General features: G+C 63.5%; 13 protein-coding genes. 3 read left to right on the top strand and 10 right to left on the bottom strand.

The window, feature by feature from the left end; translation table 11 throughout:
- Positions 1 to 2 precede the first annotated feature (2 nt).
- From baeR to ACJ8J4_RS18785, 6 genes are read right to left on the bottom strand one after another with little or no spacing between them, the layout of a single operon-like run.
- Positions 3 to 719, bottom strand: coding sequence for a two-component system response regulator BaeR (gene baeR / locus ACJ8J4_RS18810; RefSeq protein ID WP_004941568.1), 717 nt, complete (start codon positions 717 to 719; stop codon positions 3 to 5).
- Positions 719 to 2101 (bottom strand): two-component system sensor histidine kinase BaeS, encoded by a 1383-nt coding sequence (baeS, locus tag ACJ8J4_RS18805; protein WP_049204856.1) that lies wholly within the window; start codon positions 2099 to 2101, stop codon positions 719 to 721. The genes baeR and baeS overlap by 1 nt, the downstream gene beginning before the upstream one ends.
- Positions 2098 to 3528, bottom strand: coding sequence for an MFS transporter (locus ACJ8J4_RS18800; RefSeq protein WP_049204855.1), 1431 nt, complete (start codon positions 3526 to 3528; stop codon positions 2098 to 2100). Before ACJ8J4_RS18800 ends, baeS begins: the two co-directional genes overlap by 4 nt.
- Before the next feature lie 10 nt (positions 3529 to 3538).
- On the bottom strand, positions 3539 to 6619 hold the full coding sequence (gene mdtC, locus ACJ8J4_RS18795; protein ID WP_025303861.1) for a multidrug efflux RND transporter permease subunit MdtC: 3081 nt from the start codon (positions 6617 to 6619) through the stop codon (positions 3539 to 3541).
- On the bottom strand, positions 6616 to 9735 hold the full coding sequence (locus ACJ8J4_RS18790) for an MdtB/MuxB family multidrug efflux RND transporter permease subunit (protein WP_197813351.1): 3120 nt from the start codon (positions 9733 to 9735) through the stop codon (positions 6616 to 6618). The genes mdtC and ACJ8J4_RS18790 overlap by 4 nt, the downstream gene beginning before the upstream one ends.
- On the bottom strand, positions 9735 to 10988 hold the full coding sequence (locus ACJ8J4_RS18785) for an MdtA/MuxA family multidrug efflux RND transporter periplasmic adaptor subunit (protein WP_025303859.1): 1254 nt from the start codon (positions 10986 to 10988) through the stop codon (positions 9735 to 9737). The genes ACJ8J4_RS18790 and ACJ8J4_RS18785 overlap by 1 nt, the downstream gene beginning before the upstream one ends.
- 272 nt (positions 10989 to 11260) lie before the next feature.
- Between ACJ8J4_RS18785 and ACJ8J4_RS18780 the strand changes: the two genes are divergently transcribed.
- Positions 11261 to 12214 carry an aldo/keto reductase gene (locus ACJ8J4_RS18780; RefSeq protein WP_043137956.1) on the top strand — a complete coding sequence of 318 codons (954 nt, stop codon included), beginning with the start codon at positions 11261 to 11263 and terminating at the stop codon, positions 12212 to 12214.
- Positions 12215 to 12282: 68 nt separating this feature from the next.
- On the top strand, positions 12283 to 12900 hold the full coding sequence (locus ACJ8J4_RS18775) for a pyridoxamine 5'-phosphate oxidase family protein (protein ID WP_197813353.1): 618 nt from the start codon (positions 12283 to 12285) through the stop codon (positions 12898 to 12900).
- Here ACJ8J4_RS18775 and ACJ8J4_RS18770 read toward each other — a convergent pair.
- The gene (locus ACJ8J4_RS18770; protein ID WP_264383681.1) at positions 12897 to 13463 is read right to left on the bottom strand and encodes a GNAT family N-acetyltransferase; all 567 of its coding nucleotides are present in this window, start codon (positions 13461 to 13463) and stop codon (positions 12897 to 12899) included. The two genes, ACJ8J4_RS18775 and ACJ8J4_RS18770, sit on opposite strands and share 4 nt — an antisense overlap.
- A 51-nt stretch (positions 13464 to 13514) precedes the next feature.
- Positions 13515 to 14867 carry a molecular chaperone gene (gene yegD / locus ACJ8J4_RS18765; protein ID WP_025303855.1) on the bottom strand — a complete coding sequence of 451 codons (1353 nt, stop codon included), beginning with the start codon at positions 14865 to 14867 and terminating at the stop codon, positions 13515 to 13517.
- 164 nt (positions 14868 to 15031) lie between these two features.
- Between yegD and alkA the strand changes: the two genes are divergently transcribed.
- Entirely contained in the window at positions 15032 to 16522 is a 1491-nt protein-coding gene (gene alkA / locus ACJ8J4_RS18760; RefSeq protein WP_197822477.1) for a DNA-3-methyladenine glycosylase 2, read from the top strand.
- 6 nt (positions 16523 to 16528) lie between these two features.
- Here alkA and ACJ8J4_RS18755 read toward each other — a convergent pair whose 3' ends face one another.
- Both ACJ8J4_RS18755 and ACJ8J4_RS18750 read right to left on the bottom strand, forming a co-directional pair.
- Complete coding sequence (locus tag ACJ8J4_RS18755; protein ID WP_025303853.1) at positions 16529 to 16882, bottom strand: DNA-binding protein; 354 nt, start codon at positions 16880 to 16882, stop codon at positions 16529 to 16531.
- Positions 16883 to 17075: 193 nt separating this feature from the next.
- Positions 17076 to 20405, bottom strand: coding sequence for a diguanylate cyclase (locus ACJ8J4_RS18750; protein ID WP_264383680.1), 3330 nt, complete (start codon positions 20403 to 20405; stop codon positions 17076 to 17078).
- Positions 20406 to 20469 lie beyond the last annotated feature (64 nt).

Below are 20469 nucleotides of genomic sequence, written 5' to 3'. Positions count from 1 at the left end.
CTCTAAACCCCATTCATCAGCCGGCAGGGCTCGGCTTCCCAGCGGTAGCCCACACCGTATACCGAGCGAATAAAGGATTTTTCCCCGTCGATCAGTTCCAGCTTGCGGCGCAGGTTTTTGATGTGGCTGTCGATGGTGCGGTCGGTGACCACCCGGTAGTCGTCGTACAGGTTGTTCAGCAGCTGCTCGCGAGAAAACACGTTGCCTGGCTGGCTGGCCAGCGTTTTCAGCAGGCGGAACTCCGCCGGCGTCAGATCCAGTAACTGCCCCTGATAGCTGGCCTGGAAGCGCGGTTCATCGATGTGCAGCAGGTCATCTTCCCGCGCGTTCTCCTGCGGCCGATAGCTGCGGCGCAGGATGGTTTTCACTCGCGCCACCACTTCACGCGGGCTGTAGGGTTTGCAGATGTAATCGTCGGCGCCGATCTCCAATCCCAACAGGCGGTCAATCTCTTCGATTTTCGCCGTCACCATCACGATGGGCACGTCGCTGAAGCGGCGCAGCTCGCGGCACACCGTCAGGCCGTCGGCCCCTGGCAACATCAGGTCGAGTAAGATCAGCGCCGGCGGATGCTGGTGCACGGTCGGCACCACTTCATTACCGTTGGTCAGCCAGCGGGTGGCGTAGCCCGCCGCCTGCAGATAATCCACCAGCAGCTGGCCCAGCTTGGGCTCATCTTCAACAATCATGATCTGCACGGGTTGATTCTGAATGTCCATCAGGGCGCCTTATTTTTTATCGGGGTAGCAAATTCTACTGTAATGCGCACGCCGCCTAAAGGCGAATGCTCGGCGCGGATTTTCCCGTCGTGCGCTTCCACGATGTTGTGGCAGATCGCCAACCCCAGCCCTGAGCCGCCGCTGGCGCGGTTGCGTGAACCTTCCGCCCGATAGAAGCGTTCGAAAATGCGCGTCAGTTGCTGATCGCTGATGCCCGGCGCGCTGTCCTGCCAGCAGAGGATCAGTCTCCCCGGCTGCAGCTCGGCGCCGATCTCCAGCCGGCCACCGACGTCGGTGTAACGCAGGCTGTTTTCCAACAGGTTATTGAACAGCTGGTTCAGGCGATCGGGATCGCCGAACAGCGGCGCCTGGGCCGGCAGATGGGTGACGATCTCCAGCCCTTTGGCGCGGAAGCGTTCGCGGAAGGCGGCGACGGCGATCTGCACCAGGTGCACGCAGTCCACCTGCGCCTTGCGATAGGCCAGCGCGCCGAGATCGGAGAGCGACAGCTGGTGCAGGTCGTCGACCAGTTTGGTCAAGGTGGATACCTCAGCCTGCAGCGAGCTGAGCGACGCCGGCGTCGGCTGGCGCACGCCGTCCTGCAGCGCCTCCAGCTCGCCGCGCAGCACCGCCAGCGGCGTGCGTAGCTCGTGCGACACGTCGGCCATAAAGGCGCGACGCATCTGCTCGTTTTTTTCCAGCGAGGTGGCCAACTGGTTGAAGTCGTGCGCCAGCCTGCCCAGTTCATCCTGGCTGCTGACCGCCACGCGGGTGGTGAAATCGCCCGCCGCCAGGCGGTGGGTGCCCGCCACCAGGCGCTTGACCGGGGCCAGCATGCCGCGCGACAGCAGCCAGGTCACTGCCGCTGCCAACAGGGTGGAGAGCGCGACGATAATCCAACTGGTGCGCCGCTGCTGGCGATCGAAGTTGATGTCCGTATTGCGCGTCAGGCGCTCGACCGGGGTGGTGAGCACCCAGCCGACGATCTCGTTGTTATAGCGGATTGGATGGCGCGGCCCCTCTTTCGGCAACGGGCCGGAATGCCCGACCAGCCGATTGAACTGGCTGTCCACCACCCAAAACTGGGTGCGCCAGCCCTTGGGCGGCAGATTGTGGCTGCTGTCGCTGTTCTGTTCGAACGAACGCATGATTTGGTAGACCACCTGATCGTTGTTGCGCAGGAATATCCAATTGCCATGATGGCTGTACTGTTCCTCCAGCGCTTCGCTCAGCATGTTGATGCGCTGCTCGTTGCTGCTCTTGATGTAATCGATAAAGCCGCGCTCAAAGCTGACGCGCACCCCCCAATGCATGGTGATCAACACCAGCATGCAGGTAGCGAAAATGGCCAGGAACAGCTTCCCGGTAATGCCTATCCTCATTGCAACCTCGTTGAGCCGGTACCCGGCTCTTTGGTCAGCGTGCGGTTGGGCGCGCTATCGGCCGGCACGCGCGCGAAGGCGAGCGCGGGCAGGGCGATAATCAACGCCATACAGCAGTAGCTGTAAATAAATGCGCTGTGAATGGCTGGGCTATCGGCCACCACCTGGTGATGGGCGAAGCTGCCGATCAAGATGCCGGCGACGCTGACGCCGAGGCTCATCGACAGCTGCATGACCATCGACAGCAGGCTGTTGCCGCTGCTGGCCAGCCGGTCCGGCAGATCTTTCAGCGTCAGGGTGTTCATCGCCGAGAAGCGCAGCGAGTTGACCATCCCCTGGAAGAACAGCACCACCGGCAGCAGCCACAGCCAGCCGAGCATCGCCGCCAGCAGGAAACTCAGGCTGACCAGCGCCAGCAGCAGCGTGGCGGCCACCAGCACGTTGCGGTAGCCGAAGCGGTTGACCACCTGCACCACGATGCGCTTCATGCCCATGCTGCCGATGATCATCGGGATCATCATCAGCCCGGCGTGGAACGGCGAGAAGCCCATGCCCACCTGCAGAAACAGCGGCGTCATGAACGGCAGCATGCCGCTGCCGATGCGCCCCAGCAGGCTGGCCAGCAGTCCGATCTTGTAAGTCGGGGTGCGCAGCAGCCGCAGCGAGAACAGGGCGCGGCTATTGCCGTAAGCATGCCAAACATACCCCAACAGCGCCGCCACGCCTAGCGCCACCAGGCCGGCGATGGCGCTGCCGGACAGCCCCATGCCTTTGTGGCCGTCGAGCGCCAGCGTCAGCGACGCCATGCCGATCGCCAGCAGGAGAAAGCCGCTGACGTCGAAGCGGCGGGTCTGCATTTGGTAGTTGGGCATCAGCAGCAGCGTGGCGATGGCGCCCACGATACCCACCGGAATATTGATCAGGAAAATCCAATGCCAGCTGGCGTATTGCACCAGGAAGCCACCCAGCGCCGGCCCCATCAGCGGGCCGATTTGGCCTGGCAGCGTTACGAAGGTCATCGCCGCCATGTACTGCTCGCGCGGCACGATTTTCATCACCGTCAGACGGCCGACCGGCACCATCATCGCGCCGCCGACGCCCTGAAGCACGCGCGAGGCGATCAGTTCGTTCAGGGTTTCCGAGCGGGCGCAGAGGAGGGAGCCGAGGGTGAACAGCACGATGGCGCTGAAAAACACCCGCTGTACGCCGACCTTGTCCGCCAGCCAGCCGCTGGCCGGCAGCGTCACCGCCACCGTCAGCACATAGGAGACGATCACCGACTGCATGCGCAGCGGGTTCTCCCCCAGGCTGGCGGCCATCGAGGGCAGGGCGGTGTTGACGATAGTGGTATCCAGCGTCTGCATAAAGAAGCCGAATGCCACTATCCAGAGTTGCCAGCGTACCGTGGCGGTGTGTTTCATCAGCATCGGTCGGCCATTAATGGGGCAGCGGGGCCAGTTGCTTGTTGCGGCGGAACTTCGCCTGCAGCCGGTCGAAGTAAAGGTAGACCACCGGGGTGGTGTACAGCGTCAGCAGCTGGCTCATCACCAGGCCGCCGGCGATGGTGATGCCGAGCGGCTGGCGCAGCTCCGCGCCGTCGCCGCGGGTCAGCACCAGCGGCAGCGCGCCGAACAACGCCGCCAGCGTGGTCATCATGATCGGCCGGAAACGCAGCAGGCTGGCCTGGAAAATCGCCTCGCGGGCGCTGATGCCGCCGTTGCGCTGCGCTTCGAGCGCGAAGTCGACCATCATGATGGCATTTTTCTTCACGATACCGATCAACAGCATGATGCCGATCAGCGCGATCAGGCTGAACGGTGCGCCGAACAGCTCGAGCGCCAGCAGCGCCCCCACGCCGGCGGAAGGCAGCGTGGAAAGGATGGTCAGCGGATGGATATAGCTCTCATACAGCACGCCGAGCACGATATACACCGTGGCGATCGCTGCCAGGATCAGGATGAGCTGCGACTTCAGGGTGTCCTGGAATACCTGGGCGGTGCCGGCGAACGCGCCGCGCACCGTGGACGGCACGCCGAGCTGAGTCATGGTGCGCTCTACCGCCGCGGTGGCGTCCGACAGGCTGCCGCCGTCCGGCAGGTTAAAGGAGATGGTCGAGGCGGCGGACAGCCCCTGATGGTTTACCGACAGCGGCGCGTTGGCCGGTCGCCAACTGGCGAAGTAGGAGAGCGGTATCGCCTTGCCTTCGTTGTTGATGATGAACATTTTGTCCAACGAGCTCACGTCCTGAGTGTAGGGCGGCGCCACTTCCATCACGACTTTGTATTGGTTGAGCGGTTGATAGATGGTCGAAATCTGTCGCTGGCCGAAGGCGTTGTTCAACAGGTTGTTGGCGTCGGACACCGAAATGCCGAGGCGCGCCATGGTTTCGCGATCGTAGACCAGATCCATCTCCGAGCCTTTATCCTGCTGATCCGAGTTGACGTCCGCCAGCTCGGGCAATGCGGCCAGCGCGGTGCGGATCTTCGGCTCCCATTCGCGCAGCGCGGCGAGATCGTCCGCCAGCAGCGTATATTGGTAGCTGGCGTTGGCCTGCCGGCCGCCGACGCGGATATCCTGTACCGCCATCAGAAACAGGCTGGCGCCCGGCTCTTTGGCCAGGCGGGCACGCAGGCGGGCGATCACTTTCTGCGCGTCGTCGCTGCGTACCGACAGGGGTTTCAGTGAGATGAACATCGAACCGCTGTTGGTGCGCGAGCCGCCGGTAAAACCGGTGACGTTTTCCACGTCCGGATCTTCGCGCACGATTTTCATGAAGTCTTCCAGTTTGCCGCGCATCGCCTGGAACGAAATGCTTTGGTCGGCCTGGATAAAGCCCATCAGACGCCCGGTATCCTGTTCAGGGAAGAAGGTTTTCGGGATGCTGATATACAGCCAGACGTTGAGCGCAACGGTGGCGAGGAACACCGCCAGCACCCAGCGCGAGTGGCCGAGCACCCAGTTCAGCGAGCGTCCGTAACCCTGCTGCAGCGCCAGCAGCATTTTGCCGAAGCCGCGTGCGCGCCGCTGCGAACGCGCCGGCTGGTGGCGCAGCAAATAGGCACACATCATCGGCGTGAGCGTCAGCGAGACGATGAGCGACAGCCCGATCGATACCGACAGGGTGACGGCGAACTCGCGGAATAGCCGGCCGGGCAGGCCTTCCATCAGCAGCAGCGGGATAAACACCGCCACCAGCGAAACGCTCATCGACAGCACGGTGAAGCCGACTTCCCGCGCGCCCAGCAGCGCGGCGTTGATCGGTTTCATGCCGGCCTCGACGTGGCGGGAAATGTTTTCCAGCACCACGATGGCGTCGTCCACCACAAAGCCGGTGGCGATGGTCAGCGCCATCAGCGACAGGTTGTTGAGGCTGAAGCCGCACAGATACATGGCGGCGAACGAGCCGATCAGCGACACCGGTACGGCGACCGCCGGGATCAGCGTGGCGCGCCCGGAGCGCAGAAAGATGAACACCACCAGGATCACCAGCCCGATGGCGATCGCCAGCGACTGTTCCACCTCGGCCAGCGACGCGCGGATGGTTGGCGAACGATCCTGCGCGACGTTGAGTTGAATCGAGGCCGGGATATTCTCCTGCAGGGCGGGCAGCTCGGCGCGAATGCGATCGACGGTTTCGATGATGTTGGCGTCCGGCGCGCGGCTGATGGCCAGAATGATCGCCGGTTTGGCGTCGGTCATCCCGGCGTTACGCACGTCTTGCACCGAGTCTTTGACCTCGGCCACGTCGGCTAAACGCACCGCCGAGCCGTTGTTGTAATGAATGATCAGCGGACGATAAGCATCGGCGGTTTTCAGCGCGTCGTTGGCCTGGATCTGCCAGCGCTGCTGCGGGTTTTCCACGGCGCCCTGCGGACGGCGCACGTTGGCGTTGGCGATGGCCTGCCGCACGCTGTCCAGCGACACGCCCTGATTGAACAGCGCCGAAGGGTTCAGCTCCACCCGCACCGCCGGCAGCGAGCTGCCGCCTACGGAAACGTCGCCGACGCCCTCGGTCTGGCTGATCTTCTGCGCCAGCTGGGTGGAGGCGAAATCGTAAAGCTGCCCCTGGCTGTAGGTGTCCGAGGTCAGCGTCAGGATCATGATCGGCGCGTCGGAGGGGTTGACCTTACGGTAGCTGGGGCGGCTCGGCATGCCGGTCGGCAGCAGGCTTTGCGCGGCGTTGATCGCCGCCTGCACGTCGCGCGCGGCGCCGTTGATGTCGCGATCGAGATCGAACTGCAAAATGACGCGGGTACTGCCGAGCGAACTCATCGAGGTCATTTCGTTAACCCCGGCGATGCGGCCCAGCGCGCGCTCCAGCGGCGTCGCCACCGAGGACGCCATGGTTTCCGGCGAGGCGCCCGGCAGCGACGCGCTGATCGAAATCACCGGAAAATCCACCTGCGGCAGCGGCGACACCGGCAGCAGGCGAAAGCCGATCGCGCCGCTGATGGCGATGGCCAGCGTCAGCAGGGTGGTGGCCACCGGCCGGTGAATGAACAGGGCGAAGAATTTCACGGCAGCTCCTGCGTATCCAGCTGGCGATGCGTGTTGCGCGCCAGCTTGTCAAACAGCAGGTAGATCACCGGCGTGGTGAACAGCGTCAGGATCTGGCTCATGATCAAACCGCCGACCATACAGACGCCGAGCGGATGCCGCAGCTCCGCGCCGACGCCGGTGCTCAGCATCAGCGGCAGCGCGCCGAGCAAGGCCGCCAGCGTGGTCATCAAGATCGGCCGGAAACGCAGCAGACAGGCCTGATAGATGGCGTCGCGCGGCGATAAACCCTGCTCGCGTTCCGCCGCCAGCGCGAAGTCGATCATCATGATGGCGTTCTTCTTCACAATGCCGATCAGCAGGATGATGCCGATGATGGCGATCACGTCCAGCTCGCTGCCGGCCAACATCAGCGCCAACAGGGCGCCGACCCCGGCGGTCGGCAGGGTGGAGAGGATGGTGACCGGATGAATGAAGCTTTCATACAGCACGCCCAGCACGATGTACATCGCCACCACCGCCGCCAAAATCAGCCACAGCGTGCTGCCGAGCGCCGCCTGGAAGGCCAGGGTCGCCCCCTGGAATTGGGTGGTGATGTCCCTTGGCATATTGAGATTTTTTTCCGCCTGGGTGACCGCGTCGACCGCCTCGCCGAGCGAGTAGCCGTCGGCGACGTTGAACGAAACGGTGGCCGACGGGAACTGGTCGAGATGGTTCACCGACAGCGGGCCGAAGCGCTCTTCGATTTTGGCGATGGCGCTCAGCGGCACCACGGCGCCGTCGTTGCCGCTCAGACGGATCTCATTGAGCGCCGCCAACCCCGGTGTCGCGCTGACGTCGTGCTCCAGCACCACGCGGTATTGGTTGGCCTGGGTGTAGATGGTGGAGATCAGGCGCTGGCCGAACGCGTTGTACAGCGCATTGTCCACGTCGCTCATGGTGACGCCGAGGCGGGAGGCCGAATCGCGATCGACGTTGACATAGGCCACCAGCCCCTGATCCTGCCAGTCGCTGGTGACGTCCGCCAGCTGCGGGGTTTGCTTCAGCTCATCCATCAGCTGCGGCACCCACAGGCTGAGATCGTCCAGCGACATCGCCTGCAGGGTGAACTGGTACTGGGTGCGGCTGACCTGGGTATCGATGGTCAGATCCTGCACCGGTTGCAGATACAGTTTCACGCCGGGGAACTGCGCCGTTTGCTGCTGCAGGCGGCTGATGATCGCCGGAATGCGCTCGCTGCGTTCGCTCAGCGGCTTCAGGTTGATCTGCAGCCGGCCGCTGTTGAGCGTGGCGTTGCTGCCGTCGACGCCGACGAACGAGGTCAGGCTCTCCACCGCCGGATCTTTGAGGATCTGCGCCGCGACCTGCTGCTGGCGCTCGGCCATGTTGCTGAACGAGACGCTCTGCGGCGCTTCCAGCGTGCCCTGAATGATGCCGTTGTCCTGCACCGGGAAGAAACCTTTCGGGATCAGCAGATACAGCAATACCGTCAGCGCCAGGGTGCCCACGGCCACGCCGAGCGTCAGCCAGGGATGGTTAAGCACCGTTTTCAGCCACTGGCCGTATCGCGCGATCACCCGCTCGAAAAAGCGTTCGGAGGCGGCGGAAAAACGGTTCTGCTTGCGCAGCGATTCGTGGCTGAGCATGCGCGCGCACATCATCGGCGTCAGCGTCAGCGACACCACGGCGGAGATCAAAATCGCCACCGCCAGCGTGACGGCGAACTCGCGGAACAGGCGGCCGACGATGTCGCCCATGAACAGCAGCGGGATCAGCACCGCCACCAGCGAGAAGGTCAGCGAGATGATGGTGAAGCCGATCTCGCCGGCCCCTTTCAGCGCGGCGTCGAGCGGTTTTTCCCCTTTCTCGATGTAGCGCGAGATGTTCTCGATCACCACGATGGCGTCGTCCACCACGAAGCCGGTGGCGATGGTCAGCGCCATCAGCGTCAGGTTGTTGATGGAGAAGCCGAGGAAGTACATGGCGGCGAAGGTGCCCACCAGCGACAGCGGCACCGCCACGCTGGGGATAATGGTCGCCGGCACGTTGCGCAGGAACACGTAGATCACCATCACCACCAGCGCGACTGCCAGCAGCAGCTCGAACTGCACGTCGCTGACCGAGGCGCGGATGGTGGTGGTGCGATCGGTCAGCACCTTGACGTCGACCGACTTGGGCAGGCTTTTAATCAGCGTCGGCAGCATTTCGCGGATGCTGTCGGCGGTGGTGATGACGTTGACGCCGGGCTGGCGTTGGATGTTCAGCACGATCGCCTGCTGCTGGTTGGCCCAGGCCGCCAGCCGGGTGTTTTCCGCCCCTTGTTCGATGGTGGCGATATCCTGCAGGCGGATCGCCGCGCCGTTCTGATAGGCGACGATCAGCTGGCGATAGTCGTCGGCAGATTTCATTTGGTCGTTGGCGGAGAGGGTGACCGATCGGGTCGGGCCGTCAAGGCTGCCTTTCGCCGAGTTGACGTTGGCGTTGCTGATGGCGGCGCGAATGGTTTCACTGTTCAGGCCATAGGCGGCGACCGCCGCCGCGTTCAATTTTACGCGCACTGCCGGGCGTTGGCCGCCGGCCAGCGTCACCAGGCCGACGCCGGTCACCTGAGAAATTTTTTGCGCCACGCGGGTTTCCACCATGTCTTCCACCTGCGTCATCGGCATGGCGGTGGAGGTCACGGCCAGCGTCAGGATCGGCGGATCGGCGGGGTTAACCTTGCTGTAGATCGGCGGGTAAGGCAAATCGGTCGGCAGCAGGTTGGTGGCGGAGTTGATCGCCGCCTGCACTTCCTGCTCCGCGACGTCGAGCGGCAGCGCCAACTGGAACTGCAGTGTGACCACCGAGGCGCCGCCGGAGCTTTGCGACGCCATTTGCTTCAGGCCGGACATCTGGCCGAACTGGCGTTCCAGCGGCGCGGTAATGGCGGAGGTCACCACGTCCGGGCTGGCGCCGGGGTACAGCGTCACCACCTGGATAGTGGGGTAATCCACCTCCGGCAGGGCGGACACCGGCAGCGCGCGATAACCGATAATCCCCGCCAGCAATATTGCCACCATCAGCAGCGTGGTGGCGACCGGACGCAGAATAAACAGGCGGGACGGACCGCCGCCGGCGTTGGGAGGCATCACCTGCATCAGGACTTCCTCTGAACGTCAGGTTCGCGCTTGGCGTTGGCCGCCGCCGGCGCTTCGCTCGGCGCGAGCACTTCCACCTGCATGCCTTCGGTCAGGCGATCGATGCCGTCAGTCACCACCCGATCGCCGGCGTTGAGACCGGCGCTGATCACCACCTGCCGGCTGTCCTGCACGCCGGCGGTGACCCGATGTTTGCTGACCTTATTGTCTTCGCCGAGCGTCCAAACGAAGTTGCCCTCGTTGCCCATCTGCAGCGCAGCGGTCGGGATCACCACCGCATCGTGCAGGGTATCCACCTGCAGCCGCGCGTTGACGAACTGATTGGGGAACAGCGCGTCATCTTCGTTGGCGAAGCGCGCTTTCAGCTTGATGGTGCCGGTGGCGGTATCAATTTGGTTGTCCAGGCTCAGCAGCGAACCGGTCGTCAGCTTGTTCTGGTTGGTGCGATCCCAGGCTTCGACGCTCACCGGCCCGGCTTTTTGCGCCTTGAGCAGATCGGCGATGTTGCCTTCGGGCAGCGTGAACACCACGTCGATCGGGTGCGTCTGCGTGATCACCACCAGACCGGTGGTGCTGCCGCTGGTAACGTAGTTGCCGACGTCGACCAGTTTCAGGCCGACGCGGCCGTCGATTGGCGCAGTGATGCGGCTGTAGGTGATCTGCAGTTTGGCGCTGTCGACCGCGCCCTGATCGGCCTTGATCGCGCCTTCGGTCTGCTGCACCAGCGAGGCCTGCGTATCCAGCTCCTGACGGGACACCAGATTGGTTTTCACCAGCTGCTGATAGCGCGCCAGATCGCGTCGGGCGTTGGCCAGCGTGGCCTGATCTTTTGCCAACTGCCCCTGAGCCTGGGTCAACTGAACCTGGAATGGCCGGGGATCGATTTCCGCCAGCAGATCGCCGGCTTTGACCTGCTGGCCTTCGGTAAAGTGGATCGCCATCAGTTGGCCATCGACCCGGCTGGTGACGGTCACGGTATTGGCGGCGGTGGCGGTGCCCAAACCGGAAAGATAGCGTGGCACCGTCTGTTGCGTGGCGGTCGCCGCTTGCACCGGTGACATCGGCGCGCCGCGTCTGCCGCCCGCCGCGCGGCCCGCTCCCGTTTTACCGGCGGCCTGGTGCGCGCCCGGCGTCGTCCCAGCGGTCGGTTGGGCGGCGCTGAAATGGCGCCAGGCCAGAACGGCGACGATGATCGCAATCGCCGCAACCAGCAGGCGCAGCAGCAGGGAACGACGTTGGGGTTTTGCATTCATGGTGGTGAAAATTCTCTCCAAAAGGCAGGGGCGCGGGCACTCATTGCCACAAAAATGACACTCCTTACAGGATACTAGTTTAGCCAGCGAAGACGGCATAAAAATGAAGGAAATATGGAGGAACCGTCAGCATTGTCTTAATAAGTGGGTGATTTGAGCGTGCTATGTTTATAAGTGATTTATTCCGGCTTATAGCCAATACGTTTTAACGATTTCCTGTATTTGGCGCTAATAATTAACAGGCAAATCATTTAACCCATGGAGCCTTTGTGATGAGCAAGAAACAACTGGGTCGTTCAGGCATTCAGGTGCCGGCGTTAACCTTCGGTGGCAACGTGTTCGGCTGGACGGCGGATCAAGCGACCTCGTTCAGCCTGCTGGATGCGCTGGTGGACAATCAGCTCAACTTTATCGATACCGCCGACGTTTATTCCAGCTGGGCGCCGGGCAACCGGGGCGGCGAATCGGAAACCGTCATCGGCGAATGGCTCAAGAAGAGCGGCAAGCGCGACCAGGTGATCATCGCCACCAAGGTGGGCAAACCGATGGGCGAAGGCAAGCAGGGGCTGTCGCCGCGCTATATTCAGCAGGCGGTGGAGGACTCGCTGCGTCGCCTGCAAACCGATTATATCGATCTTTATCAGTCGCACGACGATGACCGCGATACGCCGCTGGAAGAGACGCTGGCGGCGTTCGATGCGCTGATCAAGGCCGGCAAGGTGCGGGCGATCGGCGCCTCCAACTATCAGGCGGATCGCCTGGAAGAAGCGCTGCGGGTGAGCGAGAGCAACGGATTGGCGCGCTACGAAACCCTGCAGCCGGAATATAACCTGTATGCGCGCGAAGGGTATGAAGCCGAGCTGGAAGGCGTGGCGCAGCGCCATGGCCTCGGGGTGATCAACTTCTTCGCGCTGGCCAGTGGTTTTCTGACCGGCAAATACCGCAGCAAAGCGGACGAGGGCAAAAGCCAGCGCGGCGATCGCATCGTCGAACGCTACCTGAACCCGCGCGGTTTCCGCATTCTGGCGGCGCTGGATCAGGTGGCGGGCAAACACGGCAGCTCCCCGGCGCAGGTTTCGCTGGCCTGGCTGATAGCGCGCCCGAGCATCACCGCGCCGATCGTCAGTGCGACCTCGTTGCCGCAGCTGGATGAGTTGGTCAGCGCCACTAAGCTGACGCTGGATGCGGACGACATTCAGGCGCTGAACGACGCCAGCGCCGAGTAGGGGGCGTTACCCGGCGGCGATTTTGCTCTATGCTGAAGGGGTTAACATGGCCCATTCAGGAACCCGCAATGTCTGGTGATATCATCAACGACCTCGCGACGCTGGAACAGCTGTACGGCAAACCCGCCGCGCCCTCGGTTTTTAAAGAAGTCAGCTATATTCACCCGGTGTACCGCCCGTTTATCGAGGCGGCGCCGTTTGCCGCGCTCTCGACGGTCGGGCCGGACGGCATGGATGTCTCTCCGCGCGGCGATCCGGCCGGTTTTATCCATATCGAAGACGAGAAAACCCTGCTGCTGCCGGACCGTCGCGGCAATAACCGCATCGACAGCCTGCGTAATATCCTGCACGACAACCGGGTGGCGCTGCTGTTGCTGATCCCCGGCATCGGCGAAACGCTGCGGATTAACGGGCGGGCGGAAATCGTGGTGGCGCCGGCGATGCTGCAGCGCTTCGTCCACCGCAACCAGCTGCCGCGTTCGGTGCTGCGCATTCGGGTGGAGGCGGTGTTCTTCCAGTGCAGCCGGGCGATCTTGCGTTCGGGATTGTGGGAAGAGGGCAGCCGCCTCGAACGTTCGGCGCTGCCCAGCCCCGGCCATATTTTGGCCGCGGTGAGCCAAACGCGCTTCGACGGTGAGGAGTACGACAGCGCGCTGCCGCAGCGGCTGAAGGATACGCTGTATTAATCGCCGTGGCGTTCGCGCCACATTTGCCGGTTCAGCCGATACAAGACGTGCTTTTGCAGCGGATGGCCCGTCGGCAGGCGCGGATGCAGGAAGGTTTCGCCGTCAAACTGCATGCCGATGCGCGTCATCACCCGGCGCGACGGCTGGTTATTTTCGGCGGTGAAGGACACCACTTCCGGCAAGTGCAGCGTGTCGAAGGTGTACGCCAGCGCGGCGCGCGCCGCTTCAGCGGCGTAGCCGTTGCCCCAGTGAGCCGCCGCCAGCCGCCAGCCAATCTCCACGCAGGGGGCACAAGGCAGATCGTCGCCCGGCCGCGCCAGCCCGACAAAACCGATAAAAGGCGCGCCGCCTTTCACTTCCACCGCCCATAACCCCCAGCTATGTTGTTGCATGAAGGCGCGGATGCGTTCGGCCTGCGCGTGGCTTTCCTCGGCCGTCATCGTCGCCGGGAAATAGCGCATCACCTGCGGATCGGCGTTAAGCGCGGCGAAGGCCGGCAGATCGTCGTCGCGCCAGGCGCGCAGCCGCAGCCTGGCGCTGTCGAGGGTAAGGATGGTCGACATGATGCATAGCCTCCAATGAACAAGGGCGCGGCGAGCCGCGCCCTTGGGCTGTCAACGGAACAGCGTTTGCGCCCAGCGCGCCAGCCCGGCGGTGACCGAGCCGAAGTCGTTGCCGCCGACGATCGGAATGCCTGGCAGCTGCTGTTGCAGCGCGGCGCGCAGCAGGGGTGAGCGTGCGCTGCCGCCGGTCAGGTAGATCACCTGCGGCGCGGTCTGGCTGCTGGCCAGCGCGGCGCTGACCTGCTCCTGAATGCGCATCAACGGCTGCGAAATGGCGTCGGCGAGCTGAGCCTGGCTGATGCTCTCCGCCAGATCGGCCTGCACGAAATTGAGCGGCGCGCTGATGGCCGTTTGGCCGGACAGGGCGATCTTACTCTCTTCGGCCGCCCGCACCAATCGGTAGCTCAGGCGCTGTTGGTACACTTTCAGCAGGCGTTTGACCTTTTCCGGCTCCGCCGCGTCGAGGATCAGATCGCGCAGGACGCGGCCGTTGGCGGCGCTGTAGAAGTCATTTTGCGCCGGCACGTCGTTGGTCGCCACCGCGTTCCAGTAAGGCAGCGCCGGCAGGGCGATGCCCTTCGCGGTTTCGCCGCCCAGGCCGAACAGCGGCATCAGCTGTTTGAAGGCCAGCATGATGTCCAGATCGTTACCGCCGACCCGGCAGCCGCTGTGGCCCAGCAGGCTCTGCTGGCGATCGGCGCGGTCGCGCCACTGCGGCCCCATCAGCAGCACCGAGCAGTCGGTGGTGCCGCCGCCGATGTCCACCACCAGCACGGTTTGCTCTTCGCTCAGCGTCGCCTCGAAGTCCAGCCCCGCCGCCACCGGCTCGAACTGGAATTCAATGTCCTTGAAACCGGCACGTTCGGCGGCGCGCTGCAAAATGCCCTGCGCCTGCCGGTTGGCTTCGTCGCCGCCGATGCCCTGGAAGTTGATCGGCCGGCCGATCACCGCCTGATCGATGCCGGTCTGCAGCACGTTTTCTGCCTGGCGTTTGATGTGGAACATCATGGCGCACACCAGGTCTTCGAACAGCGCGATCTGCTGCGGTTTCAGGCCGTTGGCACCGAGGAAGGACTTCGGCGAGCGCACGAAGTACACCTCTTCGGGATCTTCCATATAGTGCGCCAGCGCCTGCAGGCCGAACAGCACGCTGTCGCCGTTGACCGGAATGTCTTCTTCGCGGTTGTAACTGATGGCGCGGCGCAGCAGCTGCTGGTTTTCTTCGCTGCCGGTCGGCACCTGCCAATGGCGGTGCAGGCATTCGCTCACCGCTTCGCGGGTCGGCGCGCACAGCATCGAAGGCAGATACGGCTCGTTGTTTTCCAGCGTCAACAGCTCGGGGCCGTGGTCGCGCATCACTGCAACGGAACAGTTGGCTGTCCCGTAATCGAATCCAATAAACATCTCTTTTTTGTCCCCATGCCAATGAAGGGGGGCGACTTTACCCGAGACGGGGCCGGCGGGCAATGCGCCAATGCGCGAGTGTCGAAAAATTTAGCGGGCGCGGCGGCGGCGTGCTTAACTTAATGTCCGAATTCCGCACGTCAGCGCGCCAGGCGAGCCCCATAATGCAGAAAAAACCGAACCCGAGCGTTGCCATGAATACTCAACAGCAAGCGTTGTACGACGCGCTGCGCGCGCGTGACCGCAAATTCGACGGCCGTTTTTTCGTCGGCGTCTCTTCCACCGGCATCTATTGTCGCCCGGTGTGCAGCGCCCGCACGCCGAAGCGGGAAAACTGCACCTTTTATCCGAGCGCGGCGGCGGCTGAACTGGCGGGGTTTCGCCCCTGCCTCAAATGCCGACCGGAACTGGCCCCTGGCCTGGCGCTGATCGATCTGGGCAACCGCTATGCCCAGGTGGCGGTGCAGCTCATCGAGCAAGGCTATCTGTCCGAGCACAGCTGCGAAGCGCTGGCGGCGCGGCTGGGCATTTCCGATCGCCACCTGCGGCGTATCTTCGCCGAACAGTTTGGCGCTTCGCCGATCGATTACGCGCAGTCGCACCGGTTGCTACAGGCCAAGCGTCTGCTGGCGGATACCGACCTGCCGCTCAGCGAGGTGGCGTTCGCCGCCGGTTTCGGCAGCCTGCGGCGTTTCAACGAGCTGTTCAAGGCGCGCTACCGCCTGATCCCGTCGGCGCTGCGCAGCGGCGGCGCGCGCGGTGAACGGGCGGCCGCCAGCGGGCTGGTGTTTCACCTGGGCTATCGGCCGCCCTATGACTGGGCGCGCATGCTGAATTTCTTGCAGGCGCGCGCCGTGCAGGGCGTGGAGCGGGTCGAGGGGCGCCGCTACCTGCGCTCGATCGCCGTCAGCCAGGGTGGCACTGAACACCGCGGCTGGTTCAGCGTGCAGCCGGAAGAGGCGCGCAATCGGGTTCGGGTCGAGATCGCGCCGACGCTCAGTCTGGTGACGACGGAGGTGTTGCGCCGGGTCCGCTTGCTGTTTGATCTGGACGCCGCGCCGGATCGCATTAATGAGGCGCTGGGCTCGCTGGCGGCCGATGCGCCGGGATTGCGCCTGCCGGGCTGCGTGAACAGTTTCGAGCAGGCGACGCGTGCGGTGCTGGGGCAACTGGTCAGCGTGAAAATGGCGGCGACCTTCGCCGGGCGGATGGCCGAACGTTGGGGCGAAGCGCTGGCGACGCCGCATGAGGGCATCACCCACGTTTTCCCCACCGTAGAACGGGTGGCGCAGCTGCAGCCCGAAGAACTGCGCCCGCTCGGGGTGCAGGTGAAGCGTGCGGCGGCGCTGATCGAGATTGCCCGCGCGCTGGGCGAAGGGCGGCTGCAGCTCGACAACGTGCTGGATATCGAACAGGGCATCAAGGCGCTGACCGCGCTGCCCGGTATCGGCAACTGGACCGCCAGCTATATCGCGATGCGCGCCTGGTCGTGGCCGGACGTGTTCCTGGCCGGCGACTACCTGATCAAACAGCGTTTCCCTGGCATGACGCCGCGCCAGATTGAACGCTACGCCGAGCGCTGGCGCCCGTGGCGCTCTTACGCCACGCTGCACCTGTGGCACAACGGTGGCTGGGCGCCGGAAGGGGAGAGTTGAACGTGGCTAGCGGGGGGACTCGATCAGCTGCAGCAGGCGGCTCATGCCTTCACGCATCAGGAACGCCAGCAGCTTTTCCCGTTCGGCCGGCGTCAGGTGGTAGTAATACTCGATCCAGACCCGTATTGGATCCTGGCGTTTGACGTCGTAGTCCGGATGATCGGCCTCGTGCAACGCCGAGAGGCTGCGCGCGCCGAATGGCAGGCTGTCGATATGGTATTCCAGCGCTTTGCCCTGTACGCCGCTGCGGCGGCGACTGACCCAGCCTTCTCGCCGGGCCATCAAATTGACTCCTTGTGGGGTTGAGGGCAACCCCGCCTTCCCCATCAGTTCCCTGGCGGAAAACCATTTCTTTTCCATAGTCCCTTATCCTGAGTCATCACATGTCGAGGAAAATCAACGGATACGCTGATACTCGCATGGGCGATTCATCTTACTTAATCGTTTAAGCCTAAGGTGTTATTTATATCACTAATCTCGTATGGGTTAACACAATGTGAAATACGGGGGAGTGCGGCGGCGCCCGTGCGACGGCGCCGGTGAGGAAGAGGGATTAGCGAATGCCGAAATAACCGTCGCTGAGCAACACCGCCAGCGGCTGCTCCAGCGCCACCTGATCGCCGTCCGCCAGATCGATGCCGATATCGCGCAGCGCCTGCAGCGTCACCGGCTGGTGGGCCGGCCCGGCGAGCGTCTGCGCCTTGATTCGATGCGCCGCGCCGTTGAGCATCGCGACCATCAGCTCGTCCATCTGGTTGCAGTGCACGTTGGTGATAAAGCGCTCATCGATGCGAATGATGTCGATTCTCTGGTCGCTGAGCTCATCGAACGCATTGATGTTATGCCCGAAGCCGTTGACGATCAGCCGGCAGCCCTGCTGCTGCAGTTCGCGGAGAAATGCCCGACACTGCGCGGCGTGCTCCAGTATCGCGGCCTCATCGACGCTGAACAGCAGCGCCTGCGGCGGCAGCGAGGAAGTGCGCACCGTTTCCGTCAGCTCGCGCTGGAAGTCGGCGCTGAGCAGACTATCGATAGCCAGCGGCAGCGCGAGCGACAGCCCTTTGCGTTTGATGTCGTCGGCATATTTCACCAGCAGTTGCGCCGCCGTCCAACGGTCGATGTCCGGCATCAGGCCGTACAGCTGCGCGGCGGCGATGAACGCCTCGTGCGACAGCGGGCACTCGTCCGGCGCCATCACCTGCAGCTTCACCTGGTGAAACGCGGCCGACAGCGGCGTCGCCGGCGGCGCGACCGCGTGAGTCAGCAGCCGCAGTTGCCCCTCGCTGATGATCGTCTGCACTTCCTGCAGGCTCAGCACCTCGTGCTGCCGCTCCAGTCGCTGTTTCTGCCGTGTTTCGTACAGATAAACCTGGCCGCGCCCCTGGTGCTTGGCGGTGTAGCAGGCGATATCGGCCTGCGCCAGCAGTTCGCTGCTTTTGGCGTCGGCGCTGATGCGTGTGATGCCGGCGCTGGCGCCGACGCGGTAAATCTTCCCTTCCCAGTAGAACGGGTGCTGGCTGATTTGATTAACCACTTGCTGCACCAGCGATTTGGCCTGTTCCAGCCGGCAGTCGTACAGGATCAGCCCGAACTCGTCGCCGCCCAGCCGGGCCAGGCAGTCGCTATGGCGCAGCTGATGCCGCATCAGCTGGGCGATGTCCCGCAGCAGGGCATCGCCCGCCGCATGGCCGGCGGTGTCGTTCACCGCCTTGAACCGATCCAGATCGAGGAACACCAGCGAATGCGGCGACGACGGTTCCCCGCCGGCGACGATCGCCGCTTTCAGCTGTTTCTCGAAGCGGGTGCGGTTCGGCAACCCGGTCAGCGCATCGTGCGAGGCGCTGTAGCTGAGTTTTTTCATCAGTTCGCGCGAAGCGGTGACGTCCTGCAGCACCATCACCGCACCCATGGTTTCCCCGTCGAGGGTTTTCAGCGGGGAGACCGACTGCTGTACGTCGAAATAACGCCCGTCGCGGCTGTGCAGCACCAGCGCATAATCCGCCGGCCACTGCCGTGGGTATTGCGTGAGGTTTTCGATTTCCGGGCCGTCTTTGCCGTTGGTCAGGCGCACCACGCCGGCGACGGGCATACCGATCGCCAGTTCGAGCGGCCAGCCGCACATCTGTTCCGCCACCGGGTTCATAAAGGTGATACGCAGGTGGCTGTCGGTGGAGATCACCCCTTCGCCGATGGCGTCGAGAGTGATGTGCAGGCGCTCCTTTTCTTCGTGCAGCGCCTCGGCGAGGCTCTTGAGCTCGGTCATGTCGATATTGGTGCCGATCAGGCGCAGCGGCCGACTCTGATCGTCGAGGATCACGTTGCCCTGGCCGCGGATATGGCGCACTTTGCCGCCACGCGTCGTGATGCGAAACTCCATGATGAATGGCCGCGGCTGCGCCAGGAGCTCGGCCAGTTCGCGATCGGTGCGCTCGCGATCTTCCGGCACCAGCAGGGTGCGCCACAACGCCAGCGTCGGCGTTTGGTCGGGGGTGAGATCGTAGAGTTCGAACATGCGCTGATCCCAGGTGAAGTTTTCCTGGCCCATCACCCATTCCCAGATGCCGACGCCGCCCACCTGGTTGGCCAGCGTGATGCGCTCCACCAACCGGTTGTTCTCCGCCTCGCTGCGCTTAAGGTCGCTGATGTCCTCCACCTGAGAGATGAAGTACAACGGCCGGCCTTCGCCGTCGCGCACCAGCGAGACCGCCAGCAGCGCCCAGACCGTCTGGCCGTCGCTGCGGATATAGCGCTTCTCTAGGGTGTAGCTGCTGATATGGCCGTCGAGCAGTTCGTGCAGTTGGGATAGGTCGGCGTTCAGATCGTCCGGGTGGGTGATCTCTTGAAAGGTCAGGCGATAAAGTCTTTCGGGCGGATAGCCGAGCAGCTTGCACAGCGCCTGGTTAACCTGCAGCCATTTGCCCTCCGGCGACACCAGCGCCATGCCGATGGCGGAATACTCCAGCGCGCTGCGAAAGCGGCTTTCGCTCTCGACGATATGTTGCTTTTCCACCCGGAAGGTGTGCATCACCATCGCCATGGCGTGCGCCGGGATCAGGATCAGCAACATCGGCAGATAGAGGCCGAGTTCGCCCAGGAAAGTGTGCCGGGAAGACGTAAGGCGCATCAGGCCCAGCGACAGCAGGACGGTGATCAGCAGGATTGTACAGAAACAGACGGTGAAGGTTTCGAAGCGCGACAGGGCGATAGCCGCCCACAGCAGCGGCAGGATGACGAAGGTAAAGGGGAAGGGCAGATGCGTCAGCGCCAGATAGCTGAAGGCCAGCGATCCCATCAGGGTCAACAGCAGCGGATACGGATTCAGCCCAGCCAACAGGCGGCGGTGATAGGTGAGCCCGAGCGGCGCCAGCGACAGCACCCCTATCGCCTCAGCGATGAACCAGGTGCCGAACGATTGCCAAAACGTCTGGTCCGGCGTGGGGGTCAGTCCGGCGGCCAGCAGCGCGCTGAACAATGGGGTAAATATCACCGCGCAGACCACGAAGCGCAGCCAACAGCCCAGATCGCTCAGCGGATCGATCGCCGGCAGCGTGCGGCGCAGCAGCAGAGCGCACACTGCCGCTTCCAGCAGGTTGATGGCGGCCAGCTTGACGGGAATGGCGCTGAGGCCGAACAGCAGGAAGCTGGCGAGCACGATGCCTGTGCCGCTGGCCAGCAGCGGCAAACCCCAATGACGCGGGGGATGGCGATACAGCACGGCGATCGCGGCGGCGGTCGGGAACCACAGCGGCGTGAAGTGATGAGCCTCACTGGATAACGACAGGCTCAGCAAGGCGAGCAAAAACGTCGCCAGCGCCACGAACAGGGAATGCGTCAGCACGACGCCTTTGTGTGTGCCGAACGTGTTCGGCGCGCTGATCTCCATAGACACCCTTACCGATGGCCTCTGCCTGTGATTGAATTCATGACGTGGATGAATTAAGACGATT

Source organism: Serratia sp. CY47280, assembly GCF_052168655.1.
In the GTDB taxonomy this organism is placed as follows: domain Bacteria; phylum Pseudomonadota; class Gammaproteobacteria; order Enterobacterales; family Enterobacteriaceae; genus Serratia; species Serratia bockelmannii.
Note: the sequence above shows the minus strand (reverse complement) of the source record. Positions and strands in the feature narration are given on the sequence as shown.

Excerpts from the sequence above, each read along its gene's own strand:
- ACJ8J4_RS18800 (WP_049204855.1), bottom strand. The coding sequence starts at position 3,528 with ATGCTGATGAAACACACCGCCACGGTACGCTGGCAACTCTGGATAGTG.
- ACJ8J4_RS18770 (WP_264383681.1), bottom strand. The coding sequence starts at position 13,463 with ATGTCGACCATCCTTACCCTCGACAGCGCCAGGCTGCGGCTGCGCGCC.
- ACJ8J4_RS18785 (WP_025303859.1), bottom strand. The coding sequence starts at position 10,988 with ATGAATGCAAAACCCCAACGTCGTTCCCTGCTGCTGCGCCTGCTGGTT.
- alkA (WP_197822477.1), top strand. The coding sequence starts at position 15,032 with ATGCAGAAAAAACCGAACCCGAGCGTTGCCATGAATACTCAACAGCAA.
- baeS (WP_049204856.1), bottom strand. The coding sequence starts at position 2,101 with ATGAGGATAGGCATTACCGGGAAGCTGTTCCTGGCCATTTTCGCTACC.
- ACJ8J4_RS18775 (WP_197813353.1), top strand. The coding sequence starts at position 12,283 with ATGTCTGGTGATATCATCAACGACCTCGCGACGCTGGAACAGCTGTAC.
- ACJ8J4_RS18790 (WP_197813351.1), bottom strand. The coding sequence starts at position 9,735 with ATGCAGGTGATGCCTCCCAACGCCGGCGGCGGTCCGTCCCGCCTGTTT.
- yegD (WP_025303855.1), bottom strand. The coding sequence starts at position 14,867 with ATGTTTATTGGATTCGATTACGGGACAGCCAACTGTTCCGTTGCAGTG.
- ACJ8J4_RS18755 (WP_025303853.1), bottom strand. The coding sequence starts at position 16,882 with ATGGAAAAGAAATGGTTTTCCGCCAGGGAACTGATGGGGAAGGCGGGG.
- baeR (WP_004941568.1), bottom strand. The coding sequence starts at position 719 with ATGGACATTCAGAATCAACCCGTGCAGATCATGATTGTTGAAGATGAG.
- ACJ8J4_RS18750 (WP_264383680.1), bottom strand. The coding sequence starts at position 20,405 with ATGGAGATCAGCGCGCCGAACACGTTCGGCACACACAAAGGCGTCGTG.
- ACJ8J4_RS18780 (WP_043137956.1), top strand. The coding sequence starts at position 11,261 with ATGAGCAAGAAACAACTGGGTCGTTCAGGCATTCAGGTGCCGGCGTTA.